The organism is Luteimonas arsenica, from assembly GCF_004352825.1.
In the GTDB taxonomy this organism is placed as follows: Bacteria; Pseudomonadota; Gammaproteobacteria; order Xanthomonadales; family Xanthomonadaceae; genus Luteimonas; species Luteimonas arsenica.
The window spans coordinates 1,505,432-1,527,740 of the sequence record NZ_SJRW01000001.1; the positions used below are offsets into that span (position 1 = coordinate 1,505,432).

General features: G+C 69.7%; 20 protein-coding genes and 1 other RNA gene. 8 read left to right on the top strand and 13 right to left on the bottom strand.

All coding sequences use genetic code 11. From position 1 onward, the window contains the following. Positions 1 to 59: 59 nt before the first annotated feature. From dapB to hrcA, 5 genes are all read right to left on the bottom strand, one after another. A complete protein-coding gene (dapB, locus tag E2170_RS06890) occupies positions 60 to 770 on the bottom strand; it encodes a 4-hydroxy-tetrahydrodipicolinate reductase (protein ID WP_132999823.1) in 711 nt (236 codons plus the stop codon). A gap of 106 nt (positions 771 to 876) precedes the next feature. Then, a complete protein-coding gene (dnaJ, locus tag E2170_RS06895) occupies positions 877 to 2,007 on the bottom strand; it encodes a molecular chaperone DnaJ (RefSeq protein ID WP_132999824.1) in 1,131 nt (376 codons plus the stop codon). A gap of 106 nt (positions 2,008 to 2,113) precedes the next feature. Then, a complete protein-coding gene (gene dnaK / locus E2170_RS06900; protein WP_132999825.1) occupies positions 2,114 to 4,042 on the bottom strand; it encodes a molecular chaperone DnaK in 1,929 nt (642 codons plus the stop codon). Between the two features lie 102 nt (positions 4,043 to 4,144). Next, complete coding sequence (gene grpE, locus E2170_RS06905; RefSeq protein WP_132999826.1) at positions 4,145 to 4,654, bottom strand: nucleotide exchange factor GrpE; 510 nt, start codon at positions 4,652 to 4,654, stop codon at positions 4,145 to 4,147. Beyond that, the gene (gene hrcA, locus E2170_RS06910; RefSeq protein ID WP_132999827.1) at positions 4,651 to 5,742 is read right to left on the bottom strand and encodes a heat-inducible transcriptional repressor HrcA; all 1,092 of its coding nucleotides are present in this window, start codon (positions 5,740 to 5,742) and stop codon (positions 4,651 to 4,653) included. The genes grpE and hrcA overlap by 4 nt, the downstream gene beginning before the upstream one ends. A gap of 90 nt (positions 5,743 to 5,832) precedes the next feature. Between hrcA and recN the strand changes: the two genes are divergently transcribed. Continuing rightward, entirely contained in the window at positions 5,833 to 7,512 is a 1,680-nt protein-coding gene (recN, locus tag E2170_RS06915; RefSeq protein WP_132999828.1) for a DNA repair protein RecN, read from the top strand. A gap of 33 nt (positions 7,513 to 7,545) precedes the next feature. Here recN and fur read toward each other — a convergent pair whose 3' ends face one another. Then, positions 7,546 to 7,950 (bottom strand): ferric iron uptake transcriptional regulator, encoded by a 405-nt coding sequence (gene fur, locus E2170_RS06920; protein WP_165942182.1) that lies wholly within the window; start codon positions 7,948 to 7,950, stop codon positions 7,546 to 7,548. A gap of 103 nt (positions 7,951 to 8,053) precedes the next feature. Between fur and E2170_RS06925 the strand changes: the two genes are divergently transcribed. Then, positions 8,054 to 8,449, top strand: a complete 396-nt coding sequence (locus E2170_RS06925; RefSeq protein ID WP_133000064.1) for an outer membrane protein assembly factor BamE — start codon at positions 8,054 to 8,056, stop codon at positions 8,447 to 8,449. An 8-nt stretch (positions 8,450 to 8,457) separates the two neighbouring features. On the opposite strand, the gene E2170_RS06930 is transcribed toward E2170_RS06925, so the two are convergent. Beyond that, positions 8,458 to 8,763, bottom strand: a complete 306-nt coding sequence (locus E2170_RS06930) for an RnfH family protein (RefSeq protein ID WP_165942183.1) — start codon at positions 8,761 to 8,763, stop codon at positions 8,458 to 8,460. Continuing rightward, complete coding sequence (locus E2170_RS06935; protein ID WP_132999831.1) at positions 8,720 to 9,157, bottom strand: type II toxin-antitoxin system RatA family toxin; 438 nt, start codon at positions 9,155 to 9,157, stop codon at positions 8,720 to 8,722. The genes E2170_RS06930 and E2170_RS06935 overlap by 44 nt, the downstream gene beginning before the upstream one ends. A 23-nt stretch (positions 9,158 to 9,180) precedes the next feature. On the opposite strand from E2170_RS06935, the gene smpB reads away from it, so the two are divergent. Continuing rightward, positions 9,181 to 9,678, top strand: a complete 498-nt coding sequence (smpB, locus tag E2170_RS06940; RefSeq protein ID WP_132999832.1) for an SsrA-binding protein SmpB — start codon at positions 9,181 to 9,183, stop codon at positions 9,676 to 9,678. A gap of 21 nt (positions 9,679 to 9,699) precedes the next feature. Here smpB and E2170_RS06945 read toward each other — a convergent pair whose 3' ends face one another. After that, a complete protein-coding gene (locus E2170_RS06945; RefSeq protein ID WP_132999833.1) occupies positions 9,700 to 11,883 on the bottom strand; it encodes a CHASE domain-containing protein in 2,184 nt (727 codons plus the stop codon). Positions 11,884 to 12,052: 169 nt separating this feature from the next. Here E2170_RS06945 and ssrA point away from each other — a divergent pair. The 3 genes from ssrA (at position 12,053) to E2170_RS06960 (ending at position 13,634) form a co-directional block, all read left to right on the top strand. Next, positions 12,053 to 12,405, top strand: a transfer-messenger RNA (tmRNA) gene (gene ssrA, locus E2170_RS06950). Between the two features lie 126 nt (positions 12,406 to 12,531). Then, positions 12,532 to 13,359 carry a formate dehydrogenase accessory sulfurtransferase FdhD gene (gene fdhD, locus E2170_RS06955; protein WP_132999834.1) on the top strand — a complete coding sequence of 276 codons (828 nt, stop codon included), beginning with the start codon at positions 12,532 to 12,534 and terminating at the stop codon, positions 13,357 to 13,359. Further along, a complete protein-coding gene (locus E2170_RS06960; RefSeq protein ID WP_243708079.1) occupies positions 13,356 to 13,634 on the top strand; it encodes a hypothetical protein in 279 nt (92 codons plus the stop codon). The genes fdhD and E2170_RS06960 overlap by 4 nt, the downstream gene beginning before the upstream one ends. Here E2170_RS06960 and fdhE read toward each other — a convergent pair. The 4 genes from fdhE to fdnG are packed head-to-tail and all read right to left on the bottom strand — an operon-like array spanning position 13,628 to position 19,456. Then, positions 13,628 to 14,554: a formate dehydrogenase accessory protein FdhE gene (gene fdhE / locus E2170_RS06965; protein WP_132999835.1), complete on the bottom strand. Its 927-nt coding sequence runs from the start codon at positions 14,552 to 14,554 to the stop codon at positions 13,628 to 13,630. The two genes, E2170_RS06960 and fdhE, sit on opposite strands and share 7 nt — an antisense overlap. Before the next feature lie 3 nt (positions 14,555 to 14,557). After that, positions 14,558 to 15,268: a formate dehydrogenase subunit gamma gene (locus tag E2170_RS06970; RefSeq protein ID WP_132999836.1), complete on the bottom strand. Its 711-nt coding sequence runs from the start codon at positions 15,266 to 15,268 to the stop codon at positions 14,558 to 14,560. Beyond that, positions 15,261 to 16,262, bottom strand: coding sequence for a formate dehydrogenase subunit beta (fdxH, locus tag E2170_RS06975; protein ID WP_132999837.1), 1,002 nt, complete (start codon positions 16,260 to 16,262; stop codon positions 15,261 to 15,263). The genes E2170_RS06970 and fdxH overlap by 8 nt, the downstream gene beginning before the upstream one ends. Continuing rightward, the gene (gene fdnG, locus E2170_RS06980) at positions 16,259 to 19,456 is read right to left on the bottom strand and encodes a formate dehydrogenase-N subunit alpha (RefSeq protein WP_484496903.1); all 3,198 of its coding nucleotides are present in this window, start codon (positions 19,454 to 19,456) and stop codon (positions 16,259 to 16,261) included. The genes fdxH and fdnG overlap by 4 nt, the downstream gene beginning before the upstream one ends. Positions 19,457 to 19,551: 95 nt before the next feature. Between fdnG and E2170_RS06990 the strand changes: the two genes are divergently transcribed. Both E2170_RS06990 and E2170_RS06995 read left to right on the top strand, forming a co-directional pair. Beyond that, positions 19,552 to 20,301 (top strand): response regulator, encoded by a 750-nt coding sequence (locus E2170_RS06990; protein ID WP_243708080.1) that lies wholly within the window; start codon positions 19,552 to 19,554, stop codon positions 20,299 to 20,301. Beyond that, positions 20,298 to 22,298 (top strand): ATP-binding protein, encoded by a 2,001-nt coding sequence (locus E2170_RS06995; RefSeq protein ID WP_132999840.1) that lies wholly within the window; start codon positions 20,298 to 20,300, stop codon positions 22,296 to 22,298. The genes E2170_RS06990 and E2170_RS06995 overlap by 4 nt, the downstream gene beginning before the upstream one ends. The last annotated feature ends 11 nt before the right edge of the window (positions 22,299 to 22,309 follow it).

Consider the following 22,309-nt stretch of genomic DNA (forward strand, 5'->3'; position numbering starts at 1 on the left):
GCGGGAATGTTACCGGCGCGCGGCCGGACGCGCCAGCGTGAAAGATGAACCCCGGTGGCTCAGAGCAGGTCGCGGAGCCGCCATATGCCGGCTTCTCGGCCCTTCAGGCGCGAAGCCGCATGCAGCGCTCCCCGCGCGAACACATCGCGGCTGGTGGCACGGTGCACGAGCTCGATGCGTTCGCCGATGCCCGTGAACTGGACCAGGTGCTCGCCGACCACGTCACCGGCGCGCAGGCTGGCGTAGCGCGCCGTCGCCCCGCCCCACCCCACTGCAGTCCCCAGGGCCAGCGCGGTGCCCGAGGGCGCGTCCTTCTTGTGTACGTGGTGGGTCTCGACGATGTCGCAGTCCCAGCCGGCCAGGGCCGCGGCGGCGCGTTCGACCAGCTCCTCCAGCACGGCCACGCCGAGGCTGAAGTTGGCGGCCCACAGCACCGGGATATCGGCGGCGGCGTCGGTGAGGGCCTGGCGCTGGGAGTCCGAGAGCCCGGTCGTGCCCGAGACGAGGGCCGCGCCACGCTGCCGGCACAGGGCCAGCAGCGGATCGAAGCCCTCGGGCAGGCTGAAGTCGATGGCCACGTCGAATGCCGGCACGCCCGCCAGCTCGCTGGCCGCGAACTGGGGTACGCCATCGACCACCCGCTGCACCGGCTTGCGCGAAACCGCCGCGACCACGATGCATTCCACCGCACGCTCGGTGCACAGGCGCAGCAACGCCTGGCCCATGCGGCCGCTGGCACCGTGGATCAGGAACCTGACTGGATCAACCATCCGGGAAGGCTAGCGAGGCGGCAGCGCGGCCACAAGCACGTCCGTGCCCACCCGATGCCCGAGCCTGCGCTTCCGGGCGCAGGCGGGCATGGTCCGCGGCGCGGCCTCAGGAGGTCATCCGCTCCCAGAACCCCTTCACGCCGTCGACGAAGGTGCTCGACTTCGGCGAATGGCGGCGCGCGCCGTCACCGACGAAGGTGGCCTCGAACCTGTCCAGGAGCTCGCGCTGCTCGGCGGTGAGGTTGACCGGCGTCTCCACCACCACCTTGCAGTACAGGTCGCCGGGGGCGCGGCTGCGCACCGACTTCACGCCCTTGTCGCGCAGCCGGAAGACCTTGCCGGTCTGGGTCTCGGCCGGGATGCGGATCTCGGCCTCGCCGCCCAGGGTGGGCACGCGCACGGTGTCGCCCAGCGCGGCCTGGGAGATGCGGATCGGCACCTCGCAGTGCAGGTCGTCGCCGTCGCGCTGGAAGATGGCGTGCTCGCGCACGCGGACCTCGACGTAGAGGTCGCCGGGCTGGGTGCCGGAGGGACCGGCCTCGCCCTCACCGGACAGGCGGATGCGGTCGCCGGTGTCGACGCCCGCGGGCACCTTCACTTGCAGCACCTTCTCCTCCTCGACGCGGCCGTTGCCGCGGCAGGCCGGGCACGGGGTCCTGAAAGTCTTGCCGCGGCCGTGGCACGAGGGACAGGGCTGCTGCATCGAGAAGATGCCGCGCTGGAAGCGCACCTGGCCATGGCCCTGGCAGGTGTCGCAGGTCTCGAGCGTGCCGTCCTCGGAGCCGCTGCCCTTGCAGGGTTCGCACTCCACCAGCGTCGGCAGTTCGATCCGGCGCTCGACGCCGGCCACGGCCTCCTCGAGGTCGAGCTCCATCACATAGCCGATGTCGGCGCCGCGACGCGGGCCGCGCGGGCCACCACCACCGAAGATGTTGCCGAAGATGTCGCCGAAGATGTCGCCCATGTCGGCGCCGCCGAAGCCCGGGCCGGCGTTGCCCCCGCCCATGCCATGCTCGAAGGCGGCATGGCCGTGCTGGTCGTACATGCGGCGCTTGCCGCCGTCGGACAGTACCTCGTAGGCCTCCTTGCATTCCTTGAACGCAGCTTCCGCGGCGGCATCGCCGGGGTTGCGGTCGGGGTGATGCTTCATCGCGCAGCGGCGATAGGCCTTCTTCAGCTCGTCCTCGGTGGCGTTGCGGCCGACGCCGAGGACTTCGTAATAGTCACGCTTGCTCATCGATCAGGTCCGGGATGCCTGGCGGACCAGACGGTGCATGGTCCGCAACGCGCGACGGGAACCGGGAGGCGTGCCCCACGGTTCCCGCCGCGGAGACTGCGGGCGGTCAGGCCTTCTTGTCTTCGTCCTTGACCTCGGTGAACTCGGCGTCGACCACGTCGTCGGCCTGGCCGGCATCGGCCTGGCCCGCGTCGCCGGCATCGCCACCGCCCTGGCCCGCGGCCGCGGCCGCCGCGAACAGCGCCTGCGCGGTCTCCTCGAGCGCCTTGGTCTTGGCCTCGATCTGGCCCTTGTCATCGCCCTTCATCGCGGTCTCGACCTCGGCGATGGCGGCCTCGACGCGACCGATGACGTCGCCGGGGACCTTGTCGCCGTTGTCCTTGATCGCGCTGCGAGTGCCGTGGACCAGGGCATCGGCCTGGTTGCGGGCGCCGACCAGCTCCTGGAACTTGCGGTCCTCGTCGCGGTGCGCCTCGGCGTCGGCGACCATCCGCTGGATCTCGTCGTCCGACAGGCCCGAGCCGGCCTTGATCTCGACCTTCTGCTCCTTGCCGGTCTTCTTGTCCTTGGCGGTGACGTGGACGATGCCGTTGGCGTCGATGTCGAACGACACCTCCACCTGCGGCATGCCGCGCGGCGCCGGATCGATGCCCGACAGGTCGAACTTGGCCAGCGACTTGTTGTAGCGGGCCTGCTCGCGCTCGCCCTGCAGCACGTGCACCGTCACCGCGGACTGGTTGTCCTCGGCGGTGGAGAAGGTCTGCGAGGCCTTGGTCGGAATGGTGGTGTTCTTCTCGATGATCTTGGTGAACACGCCGCCCAGGGTCTCGATGCCCAGGCTCAGCGGGGTCACGTCCAGCAGCAGCACGTCCTTGACGTCGCCGGCCAGCACGCCGCCCTGCACCGCGGCGCCGATGGCGACCGCCTCGTCCGGGTTCACGTCCTTGCGCGGCTCCTTGCCGAAGAACTCGGCCACGGCCTGCTGGACCTTGGGCATGCGGGTCTGGCCGCCGACCAGGATCACCTCGTTGACGTCGCTGGCGCGCAGGCCGGCGTCGTTGAGCGCGGTGCGGCAGGGCTCGATGGTCTTCTTGACCAGGTCCTCCACCAGTGCCTCGAGCTTGGCCCGGGTCAGCTTGATGTTGAGGTGCTTCGGGCCCGAGGCGTCGGCGGTCACGTACGGCAGGTTCACTTCGGTCTGCTGGGCGCTGGACAGCTCGATCTTGGCGCGCTCGGCCGCGTCCTTCAGGCGCTGCAGGGCCAGCGGGTCCTTGCGCAGGTCGATGCCCTGGTCCTTCTGGAACTCTTCCACCAGGTAGTCGATGACGCGCTTGTCGAAGTCCTCGCCGCCGAGGAAGGTGTCGCCGCTGGTGGCCAGCACCTCGAACTGCTTCTCGCCGTCGACTTCCGCGATCTCGATGATCGACATGTCGAAGGTGCCGCCGCCGAGGTCGTACACGGCGATCTTGCGGTCGCCGCCGTCCTTGTCCAGGCCATAGGCCAGCGCGGCCGCGGTCGGCTCGTTGATGATGCGCTTGACGTCGAGGCCGGCGATGCGACCGGCGTCCTTGGTCGCCTGGCGCTGGGAGTCGTTGAAGTAGGCCGGCACCGTGATCACGGCCTCGGTCACCTTCTCGCCCAGGTAGTCCTCGGCGGTCTTCTTCATCTTTTCGAGGATGCGCGCGGAGACCTCCTGCGCGGACAGCTTCTTGCCCTCGCTGGTCTCGACCCAGGCATCGCCGTTGTCGTGCTCGACGATGGCGTACGGCACCAGGCCCAGGTCCTTCTTGACCTCGGCATCGGTGAACTTGCGGCCGATCAGGCGCTTCACCGCATAGAAGGTGTTCTTCGGGTTGGTGACGGCCTGGCGCTTGGCGGATGCACCGACCAGCACTTCGCCGTCCTTGGTGTAGGCGACGACGGACGGGGTCGTGCGGTCGCCTTCGCTGTTCTCGATGACGCGGGCCTTGCCGCCGTCCATGATCGCCACGCACGAATTGGTCGTGCCCAGGTCGATGCCGATGATCTTTGCCATGGGTGTCTGCCTCTTGGAACTGTGTCTTGGGGGCGGTCGCGCCGCCGATGCCTGTTATCTGGGGATGGCCGCGGCGCCTTCAAGCGCCCGCGACCCGCGGATTCAGTCCGCCTTCGCCACGGCGACCATCGCCGGGCGCAGCAGCTGCTCGTTGAGCCGGTAGCCCTTCTGGAACACCTGGGCCACGGCGCCCGGGGCCACGCCCTCGGCCTCGACCACGCTCATCGCCTGGTGGGACTCGGGGTCGAAGGCATCGCCGGCGGCGGGAGCGATCTGGAGCAGGCCCTGGTTCGCCGTCACCCGGCGCAGCTCGCGCAGGGTCAGCTCGATGCCCTCGCGCAGGGGGCCGGACTCGCCGGCGACGGCGAGTGCCGCGTCCAGGCTGTCGAACACCGGCAGCAGGTCGCCCAGGATCTGCTTGTTGGCGAAGCGGCAGGCGTTCTGGACGTCGCGCTCCATCCGACGGCGCTGGTTCTCGAGGTCGGCACGGTCGATGAGCGACTGTGCGCGCACCTGTTCCAGCTCGGCGCGGAGGGTTTCGATCACGTCTTCCAGGGGAAGGTCTTCTACGGGCGCCTCGGCGGCGGCGTCGGGCGTCTGGTCGGTGGTCATCGCTCTCTTGGGTCCGGAATGTCGCGGTCCGGACTCAGTGGGGATGCCGTGTCGGGATTCAAGGCGGCCCCGAGCACCTCGGCCGTGGCCTGCACCACCGGGATCACCCGGTCATAGGCCATCCGGGTCGGCCCGATCACGCCCAGCACGCCCAGCACCCGGCCGCCGGCGCCGTAGGGCGCGGTCACCAGGGACATCCCGGCCAGCGGCGCGACCCCGGTTTCCTCGCCGAAGAACACCCGCACGCCCTGGGCCTTCACTGTGCGCTCGAGCAGCTGCAGGATCTCGCGCTTCTCTGAAAAGGCCTCGAACAGCTCGCGCAGGCGGTCCAGGTCCGACAGGTCCTGCAGGCCCAGCAGGCGGGCCTGGCCGGCCACGACCATGTCCTCGCCGCCAGGGACCAGCACCTGTTCGGTGATCTCGGTGGTGGCGCGCAGCAGGCCTTCCATCTCGCTGCGGGCGTTCCTGAGCTCGCGCAGCAGGGTGGCTCGGATGCCCGCCAGCGGCTGACCGGCGAAATGGGCATTGAGGTAGTTGGCCACCCGCTCCAGCTCGGCGGAATCGTAGGCGCGCCGGGTCTGGACGATGCGGTTCTGGACCTCGTTGTCGGCGAAGACCACGATCGCCATCACCCGCTGCCCGTCCAGCGGCAGGAAGTCGATCTGGCGGAAGGCGAACTGCTCGCGCCCCGGCACGCTGACCACGCCCACGAAACGGGTCATCGCCGACACCAGCTCCGAGGCGCTGCCCAGCAGCGACTGGGTTCCGCCGCCGGTCGCCAGGCCGCCACGCAGGTTCTCGAACTCGCCCTCGCCCAGCGGGCTGAGCTGCAGCAGCGAGTCCACGAACACCCGGTAGCCGCGCGCGGTGGGGACGCGGCCGGCCGAGGTGTGCGGGGCCGCCAGCAGGCCCACTTCCTCCAGGTCGGACAGGATGTTGCGGATCGTCGCCGGACTGACGTCGAGGCCGGCGTGGCGGGCCAGGGTCTGCGATCCCACCGGCTCGCCGTCGCGGATGTGGCGGGCGACCAGAGTGCGCAGCAGCTGGCGGGCACGGGCGTCGAGCGGATCGGTGCGGCGTCGGGACATGCCGCGGGTATACGTCCGCGCGCCGCCCGTCGCAAGCGGCGAGAATCGCCGATGGCAGGCTGCGCGCCACCGCGGCACAATTCGCACGCCATGTTGAAGCGCCTGTCGATCAAGGATTTCGCCGTCGTCTCCGCCACCGAACTCGAGTTCGGGCCGGGGCTCACCGTGGTTTCGGGCGAAACCGGTGCCGGCAAGTCGCTGATCGTCGATGCCCTGGGCTTCCTGTCCGGGCTGCGCGCGGACAGCGGCATGGTCCGCCACGGCGCCCAGCGCGCCGAACTCGACGCCGAGTTCGCGCTCGACGACTCCCCCGCGGCCCTGGACTGGCTGCGCGAGCAGGAGTTCGACGACGGCCAGGCCTGCCAGCTGCGCCGCACCCTGCGCGCCGACGGCGGCTCGCGGGCCTGGATCAACGGCCGCCCGGCCACCCTGTCGCAGTTGGGCGCGCTGGCCGCGCTGCTGGTCGAGATCCACGGCCAGCACGAGCACCAGGCGCTGCTGTCACGCGGCAGCCAGCTGGCCCTGCTCGATGCCTTCGGCCGGCACGAGGCCGAGCTTGCCGCAGTGGGCGAAGCCGCCCGCGCCTGGTCCTCGCTGCTGCGCGAGCGCGACCGCCTCAACGCCGCCGGCGACGTCTCCGACCGCATCGATTTCCTCGGTCATCAGCTGGGCGAGCTGGAGCGCGAGGCTCTGGAGCCGGATGCCATTACCGAGCTGGTGGCCGCGCACCGCCGCCAGGCCCACGGCGCCGAGCTGGTCGAGGCCTGCGACGCCGCGCTCGAACGCCTGGGCGGCGATGGCGATGCCCTGCCCGCAGCCGTCCAGCAGTTGCGCAGCCAGCTCGCACGGATGCAGGCGCACGAGCCGCGACTGGGCGAAGTCGACTCCCTGCTGGAGGGCGCCGCCATCCAGCTGGACGAGGCCGCGGTCCTGCTCGACCGCATCCGCGCCGACCTCGACATCGATCCCGAGCAGATGCAGGCGCACGACGCCCGCCTGTCGCGCCTGCACGAACTGTCGCGCAAGCACCGCGTGCCGCTGGACGAACTGGCGGCGCATCGCGACGCGATGGCGCTGGAACTGGAGACCCTGGCCACCTCGGCAAAGCGCCTGGAGGGCCTGGACGGCGAGATCGAGGCCGCGGCCACCGCCTGGCGCAGCGCCGCCGCCCGCCTGGGCAAGGCCCGCGGCAAGGCGGCCAAGGCCCTGGGCCAGGCCACCACGGCCCTGATCGCCGAGCTGGGCATGGGCGGCGGCCGCTTCGAAGTGGCGCTGGAACCCACCACCGGCGATGCCCCGGACGCCCAGGGCGCCGAGCGCACCGAGTTCCTGGTCACCGCCAACGCCGGCCAGCCACCGCGGCCGCTGCGCAAGGTGGCCTCGGGCGGCGAGCTGTCGCGCATCTCGCTGGCGATCGAGGTCGCCGCACTGGGCCTGGACGCGGTCCAGACCATGGTCTTCGACGAAGTCGACTCGGGCATCGGCGGCAACGTCGCCGGCATCGTCGGCCGCAAGCTGCGCGACCTTGGCAGCCGCCGGCAGGTGCTGTGCGTGACCCACCTGCCCCAGGTCGCGGCCCAGGGCCACGCCCACTACCGGGTCAGCAAGGCCGAGAGCGAGGGCATGACCCAGAGCGCGGTGCGCCTGCTCGACGATGCCGGGCGCCAAGAGGAACTGGCGCGGATGCTGGGCGGGATCGAGGTCAGCCGCGAGGCACGGGCGGCGGCGAAGCGGCTGCTGCGCGAGGCCGACGAGGCGCCGGCGGCCTGAGCCCGGCGCCCGGGCGCGGCTTCACTCCTTCCTTCAGCGCTTCTTGCGCACGTAGAGCACCAGCGAGTGCTCTTCCAGGATGTAGCCGTGCTTCTCGGCGATCTGGTGCTGCAGCGCCTCGATCTCCGGGCTCTCGAACTCGACGATCTTGCCGGTGTCGACGTCGACCATGTGGTCGTGGTGGCCGCCGCGGTCGATCTCGTAGACGGCGGTACCGCCCTCGAAGTTGTGCTTGAGCACCAGGCCGGCGGCCTCGAACTGGGTCAGCACCCGGTAGACCGTGGCCAAGCCGATCTCGTCCCCGCCCTCCAGCAGCTGGCGGTAGATGTCCTCTGCCGTCATGTGGTGCTGGGCGGTCTTCTGTTCCAGCAGCTGAAGGATGCGCATGCGGGGATGGGTGACCTTCAGGCCCGCCTTGCGCAGATCGTTGGTTTCCATGCGTGTTCCGTTCATTGGCGGTTGGGGCGCCAGCGGCCTTCGAGCGGTTGCGGCGGCCCGGCGAGTGTATCATCGCGACATGACCGTCCCGACCTGGCCACAGATGCACAAGCTGATCGTTACCGCCCTCGTCGCCTGCCTCGCCACCGGCTGCGGCATCGTCTACCGGCAACCCGTCTACCAGGGCAACCTGGTCAATCCGGCCAACGTGGAACAGCTGCAGGTGGGGATGAACCGCCAGCAGGTCTCCGCCCTGCTCGGCACGCCTTCGATCCAGGATCCCTTCCACCACGACCGCTGGGACTACACGGCCACCGAGCGCGTGGGTCGCGTCGGCAAGACCACGGTGCACAACCTGGTGCTGCACTTCGAAGGCGATTCGCTGGCGCGCTGGGAAGGCGACTACTTCCCCGAGCGCAACAAGGAACTGATCGGCAACGTCCGCAAGCAGTTCGGTCCCAACCTGGCGCGTCCCTCGAACCAGCGCCAGCGTCGCTGAGCCCCAGCTCAGCGCGACGCGCGCGCGGCCCGGCGCCGGCGCGCCTCCTTCGGATCCAGCTGCAGCGGGCGCAGCAGTTCCACCCGGTCGCCATCACGCAGCGCCGCGGCTTCGGACGCACGCACCCCGAACACGGCGTAGCCGTCGATGCCCTGCAGCGGCAGGCCGCTGGCGGCGACCGCGTCGGCCACCGTCGCCGTGCCGGCCAGCTCCACCACCACCGTCCGGTGGTCGCGCGGCAGCGCCAGCACCACCTCCACGCGCACGGCTTCAGTCCGCCTTGTCGGCCGTATCGGCAACGCGCACGAAGTCATCGACCATGCGGTCGGCCAGGCCCTGCAGCCCCAGCTTCATCGCCGGTACCAGCAGCCGGCTGCGCGGCTCGAAGTCCAGGGCCAGGGTCACCTTGCAGGCCGATTCGTCCAGGGCATGGAACTCCCAGCGCCCCTGCAGCTTGCGGAACGGCCCATCGCGCAACTCCATGTCGATGTGGTGCGGCGGCGAGAGCCGGTTCTCGGTGGTGAACCAGGTGCTGACCCCGCCGATGCCGAGTTCGAGCCTGGCGAGCATGCGGCTGTCATCGGACTCGATCACCTCCGCGCCGCTGCACCAGGCGAAGCGCCGCGGGTAGGCGGCGACGTCGTTGACTAGCGAGAACATCCGCGCGGCGGAATGCTCGACCAGTGCGGACCGGGTGATCGTGGGCATGGGCGGTGTGGGAGAATGGCGCGATGGGCAAGAACGCAAAGGATAAGGGAAAGGCCAAGGCCGGGGGCACGATCGCGCTCAACAAGCGCGCGCGCCACGAATACCAGCTCGGCGACCGCTACGAGGCCGGCCTGACCCTGCAGGGCTGGGAGCTGAAGTCGATCCGTGCCGGCCGCGCCAACATCGGCGAGAGCTACGCCGTCGTGCGCGGCGGCGAACTGTTCCTGTTCGGCGCCCAGATCACCCCGCTGATCCAGGCCTCCAGCCACGTCGTCGCCGAGGAGCGGCGCACCCGCAAGCTGCTGCTGCACCGCCACGAGATCGACAAGCTGGTCGGCCTGGTGCAGCGCGACGGCTACACCGTCGTGCCCACCGCGCTCTACTGGAAGGGCAACAAGGTCAAGGCCGAACTGGCCCTGGCCAAGGGCAAGCAGGCGCACGACAAGCGCGATGCGGCCAAGGACCGCGACTGGCAGCGCGACAAGCAGAGGCTGATGCGGCAGCACAACCGCGAAGCCTGAGCGGCGGCTCGAGGCCGCCGTTCAACCGGGCTCGTCGGGCAGCGTGAATCTGAAGCTCGCGCCCTCACCCGGCCGGCCCCGGCCGATGATCGTCCCGCCGTGGCGCTCGATGATGCGTTTCACCGAAGCCAGGCCCACCCCCTCGCCGGCGAACTCGGCGGCAGCGTGCAGGCGCTGGAAAGGTCGGAACAGCTTGTTCGCATAGGCCTGGTCGAAGCCGATGCCGTTGTCGGCGATCTCGAACCACTCCTCGTCTCCCTCGTGCACACGGCTGAAGCCGATCCGGGCCGGATCGCTGTCGCGGGTGAACTTCCAGGCGTTGCCGATCAGATTGCCGAGCAGGTTGCGCACCAGCGCGCTGTCGCCGGACGCACGCAGCCCCGGCTCGATCGTGACATCGACGCGGCGCTCCGGCTCGCCCTGGGCAAGCTCGGCGACGATGTCCGCCACCATCGCAGACAGGTCCAGCGGCTCCCGCCGCAGTTCGGTGCGCGAGACGCGCGACATCTTCAGGATCGCGTCGATCAGCTCACCCATGCGCGCGGTGGCCGCCCGCACCCGCGCCAGGTAGCCCTGGCCCACATCATCGAAGGCGGCGGCGTGGCGCTCGGCGACCATGCGGCTGAAGCCGTCGATCGCACGCAGCGGCGCCCGCAGGTCGTGGGAGATGGTGTAGGCGAAGGACTCCAGCTCTTCGTTCGCACGCGTGAGCTCGCGCGTGCGATGGGCCACCCGGGCCTCGAGGGTGCGATTGAGCGCCAGCACCTGGGCTTCCGCGCGCAGTCGACCGGTGATGTCCTCGACCTGGACCAGGCTGGCGAAGTCCTGGTCCTCGTCGCCCGGCACCTGGGCAAAGGTCAGTTGCAGGTGGCGGAGATCACCATCGTCGCGGCGGAGTTCACGGGTGACGCGATACACGCCGGCCGAGGCCTCGCGGACCCGGCTTTCGGCCTCGGAGTCGACGCTACTGAACAGGGCATCCAGGCGCTGCCCCATCAGCTCCTCGGGCGAGGAGCGCAGGATGTCGGCAAGCGACAGGTTGGCGTCGATGATGCGCCCATCGTGGTCGAGCAGCGCCTTGCCGATCGCCGAAAAGCGGATCGCGTTGCGGAAGCGCAGCTCGCTGCGCCGGAAGGAATCAGTCATCCGGGCTGCGATGCGCTGGGCCCGCGACTGGGTGCGGGCCAGGATCATCGCCAGCGCGAACAGCAGCAGCGAGGCCAGCACCCCCACCAGGATCGTGCCGGTCGGCCCCAGCAGGCCGGCGCCGCCACCGGTATCGGCCTGGTGGAAGTCCAGCCGCCAGCGTCGGCCGTAGACCTGCTCGACCACGCTGTGGCGGACGCCTGAGACGCGCTCGTCCGGGAAGCCGCCCTCTCCCGTCGGGAACACCGGCTGGTCGTCGGTCGCATCGTCGCCTTCGCCGATGTCGACGATGCGCAGCGACAGCCCTTCGCGATCAGACGGCACCGCTGCGGCAACGAACATGTCGATGCGGAACGGCGCGCACACCCAGCCGGCCAGCGCCGCGTCGCGCACCTGCGGGTTGGTCGGCACGATCCCGTTCCGGTACACCGGGGCATAGATCACCAGTCCCGCTCCAGCGCCGTCCTGCACCGAAGTCAGCGGCGCGGTGATGCGCGCGCTGGCGCTGGCGCGCGCGGCCTCCATGGCTGCTGCCTGCACCGGTTCGGTCAACATGTCGAAGCCTTTCGCCTCGACGTTGGCCAGGGTCTGCGGTTCAAGCAGCACGATCGGCCCGTAGCGCGGGCGGGCACCGGGCGGATCGACGCTGAACAGGGTGCGCGTGGCATCGCGCTCTTCGAGCTGGAATTCCTGCAGCTGCGCCGGCGACATCTGCGCCGCGTAGCAAAGGCCCAGCATCGCCGGGAACCGCCGCGACAGCTCCAGGCCATCGGCATAGTTGCGCCACTGGCGCGCGCTGGGACGGTCGATGGCGGCCAGCAGGGAAACACCCCCGCGGGTGATCAGCTCATAGGTGAGCAGTTGCTGGCGCAGGCGGGCGACGATCTGCTCGGCCTCCGCCGCCAGCCGCGCCTCGGCCAGGGCGCGCTCGCGCGTACCCGCGCCGGTCGCATACACCGCCACCAGGATCAACGATGCGACCAGCACCAGGACCGCCAGCAGGTAGCCCTGGCGGGCCGGCATGGGTTCGCCCGGGGGCATGTCGTGGGGCTTGGCCATGGGCGTCGAGCATACCTTCTACGGGTGTGCAGCCTGGAGCATGCCGGCCAGGCTGAACCTCTTGCGCCCGCCGAACGCCCGATGCCTTGCAGGGGGGCTCGCCGCCCCTATACTGCAGGGGTCAACGCGCATTCACTGCCACCCGGCAGGCGCCATGTTCCCGGATCACGGGGGTGCACTGGCTTCGACGGGGGTCGCGAAATCGCCTGGCGCATGCCGAGGGGGCAGCTTTCCTCGTAAATCCAGCGGCAAACATCTAGTTGCCAACGACGACAACTACGCTCTCGCCGCTTAAGGCGTAAGCCCCGAACCCACTTGTGCCCGTGCTCGTGGATGTAGGGTCATTATCACGGGAACCAGCCGTGGTGGCCGCCTGTCTGCCACGGTTGAACTCACAGGCTGGTTTCCTGGTGCGCTTCGCACACCGTGCTGCCGGGGAACGAGAACCAACGGTGGGCTAAGCATGTAGTGCCGGGGATGGAGCTCCTTCGGACGGCGGTTCGATTCCGCCCACCTCCACCACCTGAAACAGGCCGTAAATATCTTGTATAAACAAGTATTTACGGCCTTTTCTTTGTGTGTTTTCCGACATCGTGAGTTGTGCTCTTCGCGATTGCCCCTGCGAGCGGGCGCGGCCATCCTAGCGAAATGTCCACATCCGACTCCCCGGCCGCGCCGACCTCCGGCGCCGTCCTCCGCCCCGTCGAACGCTGGCGTCACGGCACCCGCAGCCTGCTCGACGACCACGTCGCCGAGGAAGTGCCGGTGGCCTTCGTCTACAACGACGAACCCTTCGCCGTGATGATGGCCACGCCGGCCGACCTGCACGACTTCGCCGTCGGCTTCGCGCTCAGCGAAGGCATCGTGGAACAGGCCGCGGACGTGGCGGTGGAGCGCATCGAGGAGTTCATCGAAGGCATCGAAATCCGCCTGCGGATCCCGGCCGGGCGCGCGGAGGCACTGGCCCTGCGCCGGCGCAGCATGAGCGGGCGCAGCGGCTGCGGGGTCTGCGGCAGCGAGCTGCTGGAGGCGGCGCTGCGCTACCCCGCGCCGGTTTCCGGCGATATACGGGTGACGGAGACATCGTTGCGGCGTGCGCTGGACGGACTGCGCGCGGCACAGGCGATCACCGCGGCCACCGGCGCGGCACACGCGGCCGGCTGGGCCGCGCCGGATGGCAGTCTGCTGCTGGTGCGCGAGGACGTGGGCCGGCACAACGCGCTCGACAAGCTGATCGGCGCGATGCACGCCGCCGGCCACGATCCGGCGGCCGGTTTCCTGGTCGTCACCAGCCGCGCCAGCTACGAGATGGCGATGAAGGCGGCCAGCGTGGGCATTCCCTTCATGGCGGCGATCTCGGCACCCACCGCGCTGGCGATCTCGCTGGCGGACCGGGCGAACCTGACCCTGGTCGGCTTCGCGCGCGACGACGGCCAGGCGGTGTACGCGCACGGACGACGGTTGGTGGCCGGATGAGTGGCGAAGCGGAGCACGCGCTGCACGACCTGCCGATCGACCGCGCGCTGCTGCAGGCGCTGCTGGCCGAACTGGCGGCCCATCCCGACGGGGTGTCGACCGCGCGCCTGTGCAAGCGCCTGCGGCTGCGCATGAGCGTGCTGATGCGGACCCTGGCCTGGATCGGCGGGGACGCGATCGGCGGGCACCGGGGGCCGGGCTGGGTGCGCACCGTCGAGGACGGGACGCGCACCCTGGTCCACCTGACCGATGCAGGCCGGGCGCTGGCTCAGTAGCCGACGAGGAAGGGGTTCAATCCGCCGCGGCGCACGCCGGCGTCGCGCATCAGGATGTCCAGGCCCAGGCTGCCGACGTCGTCGGCGACCGGGTCCAGGCTGGGATTCTTCACGTGGTAGAGGATCTTCACCCAGGCCCCGCATTCGCCGCAGTTCTCGGCCTTCACCGTGGCATCGACGGTGTCGACCGAGCGGTAGCTGAGGCCCTTGGTCGAACCGCAGCACAGGCACTTCACCCGCACTTCGTTCCACTGCGTGGCGCAGCCGGCACAGCAGGCGTAGCGCACGTTCTCGATGTCCTTCAGCCCGAGCACGGAAGACGTCACGGGGCGGCCGCCGCAGACCGGGCAGACACCCGTCGCGACCGGTACCAGCGACTCGGCATCGAGCCCGGCGGCAAGCCGAGCGAGATGCACCTGCACCGCCGCCGCTGTGAACAGGTGTGGCGCGCTGCTGTCGGCGGGAATGTCGTCGGCCAGCACGTTGCCGAGCAGCCAGCGCCGGTCGCCGGTGCCCGCGGAGCGCACGGCGTCCAGCGCGACCCGGGCGGCGTCGGGCATCTCCAGCCCGACGGCCCCGTCGAGCAGTGCCTGCAGGGTTGCGGCCAGGGCGTCATCGGCGGCCAGGGCGCGACGATCGATCGGCGGCATCCTCGACTGTGCCGCACGCGCCACGGACTCCGCCTGTACCGCTTCAACCGGCGGCAGCGTCGCGGCGAGCCTGGCCTGCAGCCGCGACAGCTCCGCCAGGAACTGCAGGTACGGCGCCAGTTCGTTGCTCTCCGCAAGGAATGCGAAGCGCCGGGCACGGCCCTGGAACAGGATCACAGGATCGGGCAGCAGCGCCATCGGCGGCTTGGCGACGCCGCCAATGGCGGACGGATCGGGCTGCAGCCCGCTTTGTGCTTCGTCGTCGGACATGGCTCAGCGGATGTCCCGCGGTGGCGCGCCTTCGCGTGGACCGACGTCGCGGGCGGCCAGCTCGCGCAGCCACTTGCGATGGTGGCGGAAAGCCCAGCCGCCGGTGACCGTGCCGCGGGTCATCGCGCGCAGGGTGCCGCGGGTCCAGATGGCGGCATAGACGTGCAGGATGAAGACCAGCACCGTGAGCACGGCGGCGATGGCGTGCACCGCCAGCGCGACCCGCCGCACCGGGATCGACACCAGGCCGGGGAAGTACTCCTCCCAGATCATCACGCCGGTGACGACCAGCACCAGGATCAGCCCGGCCATGCCCCAGAACACCAGCTTCTGGCCGAGGTTGTACTTGCCCAGCTCCGGCAGGTTCTCCTCGTTGCCCTGGATCAGGTCGCCGATCTTCCTGCTCCACTCGGCGTCCTCGCGTCGTGGCAGGTTAAGCCGCCACATCTGCACGAACAGGCCGAAGAAGCTCAGCACCAGCACCAGGCCGACGATGGGATGCAGCCAGCGCGCGGTCTGGCCACCCCCGAACAGCACGGTGAGTCCGTACAGCGAAGGGTGGAAGAAGGCGAAGCCGGACAGCAGCAGCACGATCATGCAGGCCGCGGTGATCCAGTGGTTGACGCGGGTGAAGCCGCGATAGCGGCTGACCACCACCGGCCGGGTCGAGACGATGTGGTCGCCGGGCGCGGAATGGACGCGGGACTCAGTCATGGCGGCCGCCCTCCCCTTCATCGGCATCGACGCCGTGGCCTTCGACCAGCGCCTGCGCCTCGCGCTCTTCCTCCTCGCTGACCCGGTTCGCACGTGCGAACAGCCCGTGCAGCGCCGCACCGGCGAGCGCGACGCCCGCCGCGGCCAGGCCGACGACCTTCGCCGGGCCCTTCCAGGCCTCGACCGTCGGCGAGATCTTCGGGTCGTCCGGCAGGCCGGCGTAGAGCGACGGCTTGTCGGCATGGTGGAGCACATACATCACGTGGGTGCCGCCGACGCCCTGGGGATCGTAGAGCCCGGCCTGGTCGTAGCCACGCGACTTGAGGTCGGTGATCCGCTCCTCGGCCAGCGCGACCATCTCCTCCTTGGGGCCGAAGGTGATGCACTGGGTCGGGCAGACCTTGGCGCAGGCCGGCCCCTGCCCGACCGCGACGCGGTCCGAGCACAGGGTGCACTTCTTGCTGACGTGCGTCTTCTTCGAGATCCGCGGGATGTCGAAGGGACAGCCGGCCACGCAGTAGCCGCAGCCGATGCAGTTGTCGGAAATGAAATCGACGATGCCGTTGGAGTACTGCACGATCGCGCCCGGCGCCGGGCAGGCCTTCAGGCAACCGGGATCCTCGCAGTGCATGCAGCCGTCCTTGCGGATCAGCCACTCCAGGTCGCCGGTGTCCGGGTTCTCGTACTCGCTGAAGCGCATCAGCGTGTACATGTCCGGCGTCAGGTCGTGCGGGTTCTCGTAGACGCCGACGTTCTCTTCGATGTCCGGCTGGGTGTCGTTCCACTCGACGCAGGCGGTCTGGCAGGCCTTGCAGCCGATGCACTTGGACACGTCGATCAGCTTGGCGACCTTCGTGAGCTGGCGCTCGGGCTGCGGCACGTGCGCGGTGGCCGAGGCCCTGACCACGTCGCCGGGCAGCAGGTTCGAGGCCAGCGGCTGCACCGGCGGATTGGCCGCCGCCGTCGTCGGTTGGGGGGCGCGTTGGTTGCTCATGCCGGCACCTCCTGCTCCGCCGCGCGTTCGATGTTGACCAGGAAGGCCTTGAACTCCGGCGTGTTGATGTTGGCGTCACCAACAAACGGACCCAGCGAATTGGGGCCGAAGCCCTTGCGCGCCGCGCCCTTGAAGCCCCAGTGAATGGGGATTCCGACCACGTGCACGGTCTTGCCGTCGCAGACCAGCGGCCGGATGCGCTTGGTGACCACCGCCTTGGCCCAGATCTGGTTGCGCGACGACCACACGCGCACGCGGTCGCCACGGCTGATGCCGCGCTCGGCCGCGAGCTCCTCGCTGATTTCGACGAAGAACTCCGGCTGGTTCACCGCGTTGACGCGGTTGTGCTTGGTCCAGTAATGGAAGTGCTCGGTCAGCCGGTACGAGGTGGCCACGCATGGGAACTCGTCGCTGCTGCCGAGGCCGGCAAGGTCGTCGGCGAAGATGCGCGCGACCGGGTTGCCCCGCATCCTGCGGTTGAGCGGATTCTCGATCGGGCTTTCGAACGGCTCCATGTGCGTTGGGAAGGGACCGTCGCGCATCAGCTTGCGGGAGAAGAAGCGGCTGACGCCTTCAGGGTTCATGATGAACGGACCCACGTCGCCGGGCTTCGCGTTGAGCGCGATGTCGGGCACGTCGTTGCCCACCCAGCCCTTGCCGTCCCATTCCACGAGCATCCGCGAAGGATCCCAGGGCTTGCCCTCCAGGTCGCAGGAGGCACGGTTGTAGAGCACGCGGCGGTTGGCCGGCCAGGCGAACGCCCAGTTCTGGAACACGCCCATGCCGCCCGGGTCGCTGTTGTCGCGGCGCGCCATCATGTTGCCGGCCGGAGTGAAGCAGCCCGTGTAGATCCAGCAGGCACCGTTGGTCGAGCCGTCGTCGCGCATCTGCCCGAAGCTGGACAGCTGCTCGCCCCTGGCCACCACTACCTTCGATGCGTCGGACGGATCACGCAGGTCCTCCAGGGCGCGGCCGTTGAGCTCCATGGCCAGTTCGGCGGACGTGGGATGCAGCGGGTCGGCGTAGTCCCAGGTCAGGTTGAGGATGGGCTCGGGGCACACGCCCCCTTCCTCCTGGTACAGCTTGCGCACGCGCAGGAAGATGTTGGACATGATCCAGATATCGGTCTTCGCGTCGCCGGGCGGCGTCACGCCGGCCCAGTGCCACTGCAGTACCCGCCCCGAACTCACCGTCGCGCCCTCGTCCTCGGCGAAACAGGTGGTCGGCAGCTCCAGCACTTCGGTCTGGATCGACGCAGGATCCACGTCGTTGTAGATGCCGTGGTTCTCCCAGAAGGACGCGGTCTCGGTCTCCAGCGGGTCCATGACGACGATCAGCTTCACCTTCGAGAAGGCTTCCGTCAGCTTCCGGCGGTTGGGGAACGCCATCAGCGGGTTGAAGCCCTGGAAGAAGTAGATGTTGATGTTGCCGTTGTTCGCCATGTCGAACATGCGCATCGCGTCGTATTCGGGCACGTCGAGCTTGGGAAGCCAGTCGTAGCCCCAGCCGTTCTCCGCGGTCGCCTTGTCGCCCCACATCGACTTCATGAAGCTGACCATGAACTTCCGGTAGTTCTGCCAGTAGCTCATCTGGTTGGGGCGCGAGGGCTTGTTGGCGCGGCTCGCCATGTAGGTTTCGAAGTCGGGCTCGCTCTCCTTCGGGATCGCCAGGTAGCCGGGGATCAGATTGGACATCAGGCCGATGTCGGTCAGGCCCTGGATGTTCGAGTGGCCACGCAGCGCGTTCATGCCGCCGCCGGGCATGCCGATGTTTCCCAGCAGCAGCTGCAGCATGGCCATGCCACGGATGTTCTGCGCGCCCTTGGAATGCTGGGTCCAGCCGAGCGCATACATCGAGGTCATCACCTTGTCCCGGGCCGAGGTCTCCCCGATCATTTCGCAGATCTTCAGGAAGCGGTCCTTCGGCGTGCCGCAGGTGTTTTCGACGAACTCGGGCGTGTAGACGTCCACGTGCTGCCTGAGCAGGTTCCACACGCAGCGGGGGTTCTCCAGGGTGGGATCGACGCGGACATAGCCGTCTTCACCCATCTGGTACTCCCAGCTTTCCTGGTCGTAGCTGCGGCTTTCCTCGTCATAGCCGCTGAACAGGCCGTCCTGCCAGCCGAAGTCGTCGCGCACCAGGTAGGAGGCGTTGGTGTAGTGGCGCACGTAGTCCCACTGGACCTTGTCGTTCTCGATGCACCAGCGGATCACGCCCATCAGGAAGGCGATGTCCGAACCCGGGCGGATCGGGGCATAGTAGTCCGAGACCGCGGCGGAGCGGTTGAAGCGCGGGTCGACCACGATCAGCTTGGCACCGCGATGGTGCTTGGCTTCGGTCACCCATTTGAAACCGCAGGGATGGGCCTCGGCTGCGTTGCCGCCCATGATGATTACGAGGTCGGTATTGGCGATGTCCGTCCAGGAGTTGGTCATCGCACCACGGCCAAACGTCGGGCCCAGACTGGACACCGTGGGGCCGTGTCAAACCCTCGCTTGGTTGTCGAATCCGACGATTCCCATCGAGCGCACGGTCTTGTAGGTCAGCCATGCGGTCTCGTTGGTGGTCGCCGATGCGGCGAGATAGCCGGTGGTGGTCCAGCGGTTGACCGTGGTCCCGGCTTCGTTTTTCTCGATGAGGTTGGCGTCGCGGTCGTCCTTGACGGCGCGCGCGATCCGGTCGAGCGCCTCGTCCCAGGAAATGTCCTCGAAGCGGTCCGAACCCGGGCGGCGGATGCGCGGACGGGTCAGGCGCGTCGTCGCCTTGACGTAGTCCTTCAGCGCCGAGCCCTTGGGACAGAGCGTCCCGCGGTTGGTCGGGTGGTCGGCGTCGCCTTCGATGTGCAGGAGCTCGGCCTTCTCACCGGCGGCCAGGTCGCCGCGGGAATACATGATGATTCCGCAGGCCACCGAACAATAGGTGCAGATGTTGCGGGTTTCGGTGGTGGTGGCGAGCTTGAAGGCGCGGACGTGGGCGGCGGTGGCGGCTTCGGCCGTACCGAAGCCCATGGCCCCCAGGGTGGTCGCCGCCGCCCCCGTGCCTGTCAGCTTCAGGAAGCTGCGGCGGGAGATATCGACGTTCATTGAGAACTCCTGCTTGCGTGCCTGTCGATGGATGGGTACACACCGCATCCTCGGCCGCCGCTGTACGGCAGTCAAGGTCGCGGGCATGCGGCTTTGGTCGAAGCCCCTCATCGCGGCTTGCCCGTGCCATGCCCAGGACGGACACTGCCGCCTGCTCCAGCCATCGCGAACCGGTTCCCCGGCCGCGACCCGCCACGGAACACCCGATGCCCCCTTCCCTGATGCCACCCAACGCGGCCGCGCCGCGCCCCGACGTACTGGTGGTCGACGACGACACCGAGATCGTCGCCCTGATCGAACGCTACCTCGGTGCGCACGGTTTCGATGTCCGCGCCGCACACAGCGGCGCGGGCATGCACGCGGCGCTGTCCGAGCGCCATCCCGACATGGTCCTTCTCGACCTCGGACTGCCCGACATCGACGGCCTGTCCCTGCTCCAGCACCTGCGCACGCACTGGCAGGGCCCGGTGATCGTGGTCAGCGGCCGCGGCGAGGCGGTGGAGCGCGTGGTCGGGCTGGAGCTGGGCGCCGACGACTACGTGGCCAAGCCGTTCGACTTCCGCGAGCTGCTGGCGCGGATCCGCTCGCTGCTGCGCCGCGCGGCACCGGTGGAGGCGCCGGCCGCGCCCGCGCCGGCGCGGCGGCTGGCCTTCGCACACCTGGTCCTCGACCTGGGCTCGCGCCGGCTGCACGATGCCGACGGCAACGAGATCATCCTCACCACCGGTGAATTCGAGCTGCTGCGCGCCCTGCTCGACCGTCCCAATGAAGTGCGCAGCCGCGACGAACTCATGAACGCCCTGTACGGCCGCGAGGCCGGTCCCTTCGACCGCGCCATCGACGTCGGCGTGGCGCGCCTGCGCCGCAAGGTCGAGCGCGAGCCCTCGGCGCCGGACCTGATCCGCTCGGTACGCGGCGCCGGCTATCTACTGGCCGCCGAGGTGCGGCCGGCGTGAGCACCCAGGACGCGATCCCGCAGCTTCCCGGTCTGTTCGAGGCCGTCCCCGACGCCCTGGTGGTGATCGACCCCGCTGGTCGCATCACCCACGCCAATGCACACGCCGAAGTGCTGTTCGGTCATCCCCGCGGCGGCCTCGTCGGTCTGGAGATCGAGGACCTGGTGCCGCCGTCGGCGCGCGCGCGCCACCGTGGCTACCGCGACCGTTACACGAAGCAGCCGCACGTGCGGCCGATGGGAGCCACCGGGCAGACCCTGGTCGGCTTGCGCAGCGATGGCAGCGAATTCCCGATAGAGATCGGCCTGAGCCCGCTGGAATCCGACGGCGGCCCGCTGTTCCTCGCCTCCATCCGCGACATCTCCGGCACCCAGCGCGTGCGCCAGGCGCTGGTGCGGGCGCGCTACGACGCGATCGCGGCGCGCATCGGCCAGCTTGCGCTCGAGGCCACCGCCGAGGCCGACCTGCTGGACGCGTTGCCACCACTGCTGGCCGACACCCTGGGCGTGGAATCGGTGGCGATCCTCGGCGCGCCCCATGGCCAGCAACGCGCCGACGTGCGCGCCGCCCACGGCAGCACCTGGCAGGCCGGCAGCACCCCGCCCCGCCCCTTCGCCGGCCAGCACCGCGAGCCCTGGACGATCGACGACATCGCCGCCGATCCCTCGGTCGCGGCGCTGTTCCCATTGCCTCTGCCGCACGTGGGCAGCGCGGTGATGGTGCCGCTGCTGGAGCGCCACCAGGTGCACGGCGCACTGCTGGCGGTGGCGCGCGAGCCGCGGCGCTTCGACCATGATGCCCGCCACCTGCTGCAGTCCGCCGCAGCCACGCTGTCGGCCTTCATGCAGCAGCGGCGCGCCGAGGAGCAGCTGGCGCACGCCCACCGCCTGGACGCGATCGGCCAGCTGACCGGCGGCGTCGCCCACGACTTCAACAACCTGCTGACGGTGATGTCGGGCAGCCTGCAACTGCTGGAGACCGAAGTCGACACCGAGGCCGGCCGCGAACTTCTGGCCAGCGCCCTGCGCTCGGTGGGCCGCGGCGCCGAACTGACCGCAAAACTGCTGGCCTTCGCCCGCCGCCAGCGCCTGCTGCCCCGCGAGATCGAAGTGCCGGCGCTGCTGCGCGACGTCGAGCTGGTGCTGCAGCGCACCCTGGGCGACGCGGTGCGCCTGCGCACCGAGGTCGCGCCGGACCTGCCCGCTGCCTATGTCGACGCCGGCCAGCTGGAGGCCGCGCTGCTCAACCTGGTGCTCAACGCCCGCGATGCCCTCCTCCACGGCGGCGAAATCGTGGTCGCGGCGAACCTGGAGACCCTCGCCCGCGAGCGCGCCGGGCTCGCGGCCGGCAGCTACCTGCGCCTGAGCGTGCGCGACAACGGCCGCGGCATGTCGCCGGAAGTGCTTGCACGCGCCATGGAGCCCTTCTTCACCACCAAGGGCCGCGACCGCGGCAACGGCCTGGGCCTGAGCATGGTCTACGGCTTCGCGCGCCAGAGCGGCGGCACCCTCGAGATCGACAGCGCGCCGGGGGCCGGCACCGAGGTCCGCCTCTACCTGCCGGTGGCGACGGACGCGCCGGGAACGGGGGCGAGACCGGCCACACTGGACGCGGCCGACACCACGGGGCACGGCGAACGCCTGCTGGTGGTCGAGGACGACGGGGCCGTGCGTGCGATCGCCGTGGCCTTCCTGCGCGCGGCCGGCTACACGGTGGACGCGGTGGACAACGCCGAAGCCGCGCTGGAGCGCCTGCAGGACGACGACGGCTACGCCCTGCTCTTCAGCGACGTGATGCTGGGCCCGGGCATGGACGGCAAGACCCTCGGGCGCAGCGCGCGGATGCTGCACCCCGACCTGCCGGTGCTGCTGACCTCGGGCGACGAGGAACATGTGGGCGACACCGGCGATGCGCCGGGGCTGCCCCTGCTGCGCAAGCCGTGGCGGCGCGAGGACCTGGTCCAGGCGGTGCGGCGGGAACTGGCACGGCGTAGCTGACTTCGCCGCGG

Excerpts from the sequence above, each read along its gene's own strand:
- dapB (WP_132999823.1), bottom strand. The coding sequence starts at position 770 with ATGGTTGATCCAGTCAGGTTCCTGATCCACGGTGCCAGCGGCCGCATG.
- dnaJ (WP_132999824.1), bottom strand. The coding sequence starts at position 2,007 with ATGAGCAAGCGTGACTATTACGAAGTCCTCGGCGTCGGCCGCAACGCC.
- dnaK (WP_132999825.1), bottom strand. The coding sequence starts at position 4,042 with ATGGCAAAGATCATCGGCATCGACCTGGGCACGACCAATTCGTGCGTG.
- grpE (WP_132999826.1), bottom strand. The coding sequence starts at position 4,654 with ATGACCACCGACCAGACGCCCGACGCCGCCGCCGAGGCGCCCGTAGAA.
- hrcA (WP_132999827.1), bottom strand. The coding sequence starts at position 5,742 with ATGTCCCGACGCCGCACCGATCCGCTCGACGCCCGTGCCCGCCAGCTG.
- recN (WP_132999828.1), top strand. The coding sequence starts at position 5,833 with ATGTTGAAGCGCCTGTCGATCAAGGATTTCGCCGTCGTCTCCGCCACC.
- fur (WP_165942182.1), bottom strand. The coding sequence starts at position 7,950 with ATGGAAACCAACGATCTGCGCAAGGCGGGCCTGAAGGTCACCCATCCC.
- E2170_RS06925 (WP_133000064.1), top strand. The coding sequence starts at position 8,054 with ATGCACAAGCTGATCGTTACCGCCCTCGTCGCCTGCCTCGCCACCGGC.
- E2170_RS06930 (WP_165942183.1), bottom strand. The coding sequence starts at position 8,763 with ATGACTTCGTGCGCGTTGCCGATACGGCCGACAAGGCGGACTGAAGCC.
- E2170_RS06935 (WP_132999831.1), bottom strand. The coding sequence starts at position 9,157 with ATGCCCACGATCACCCGGTCCGCACTGGTCGAGCATTCCGCCGCGCGG.
- smpB (WP_132999832.1), top strand. The coding sequence starts at position 9,181 with ATGGGCAAGAACGCAAAGGATAAGGGAAAGGCCAAGGCCGGGGGCACG.
- E2170_RS06945 (WP_132999833.1), bottom strand. The coding sequence starts at position 11,883 with ATGGCCAAGCCCCACGACATGCCCCCGGGCGAACCCATGCCGGCCCGC.
- fdhD (WP_132999834.1), top strand. The coding sequence starts at position 12,532 with ATGTCCACATCCGACTCCCCGGCCGCGCCGACCTCCGGCGCCGTCCTC.
- E2170_RS06960 (WP_243708079.1), top strand. The coding sequence starts at position 13,356 with ATGAGTGGCGAAGCGGAGCACGCGCTGCACGACCTGCCGATCGACCGC.
- fdhE (WP_132999835.1), bottom strand. The coding sequence starts at position 14,554 with ATGTCCGACGACGAAGCACAAAGCGGGCTGCAGCCCGATCCGTCCGCC.
- E2170_RS06970 (WP_132999836.1), bottom strand. The coding sequence starts at position 15,268 with ATGACTGAGTCCCGCGTCCATTCCGCGCCCGGCGACCACATCGTCTCG.
- fdxH (WP_132999837.1), bottom strand. The coding sequence starts at position 16,262 with ATGAGCAACCAACGCGCCCCCCAACCGACGACGGCGGCGGCCAATCCG.
- E2170_RS06990 (WP_243708080.1), top strand. The coding sequence starts at position 19,552 with ATGCCCCCTTCCCTGATGCCACCCAACGCGGCCGCGCCGCGCCCCGAC.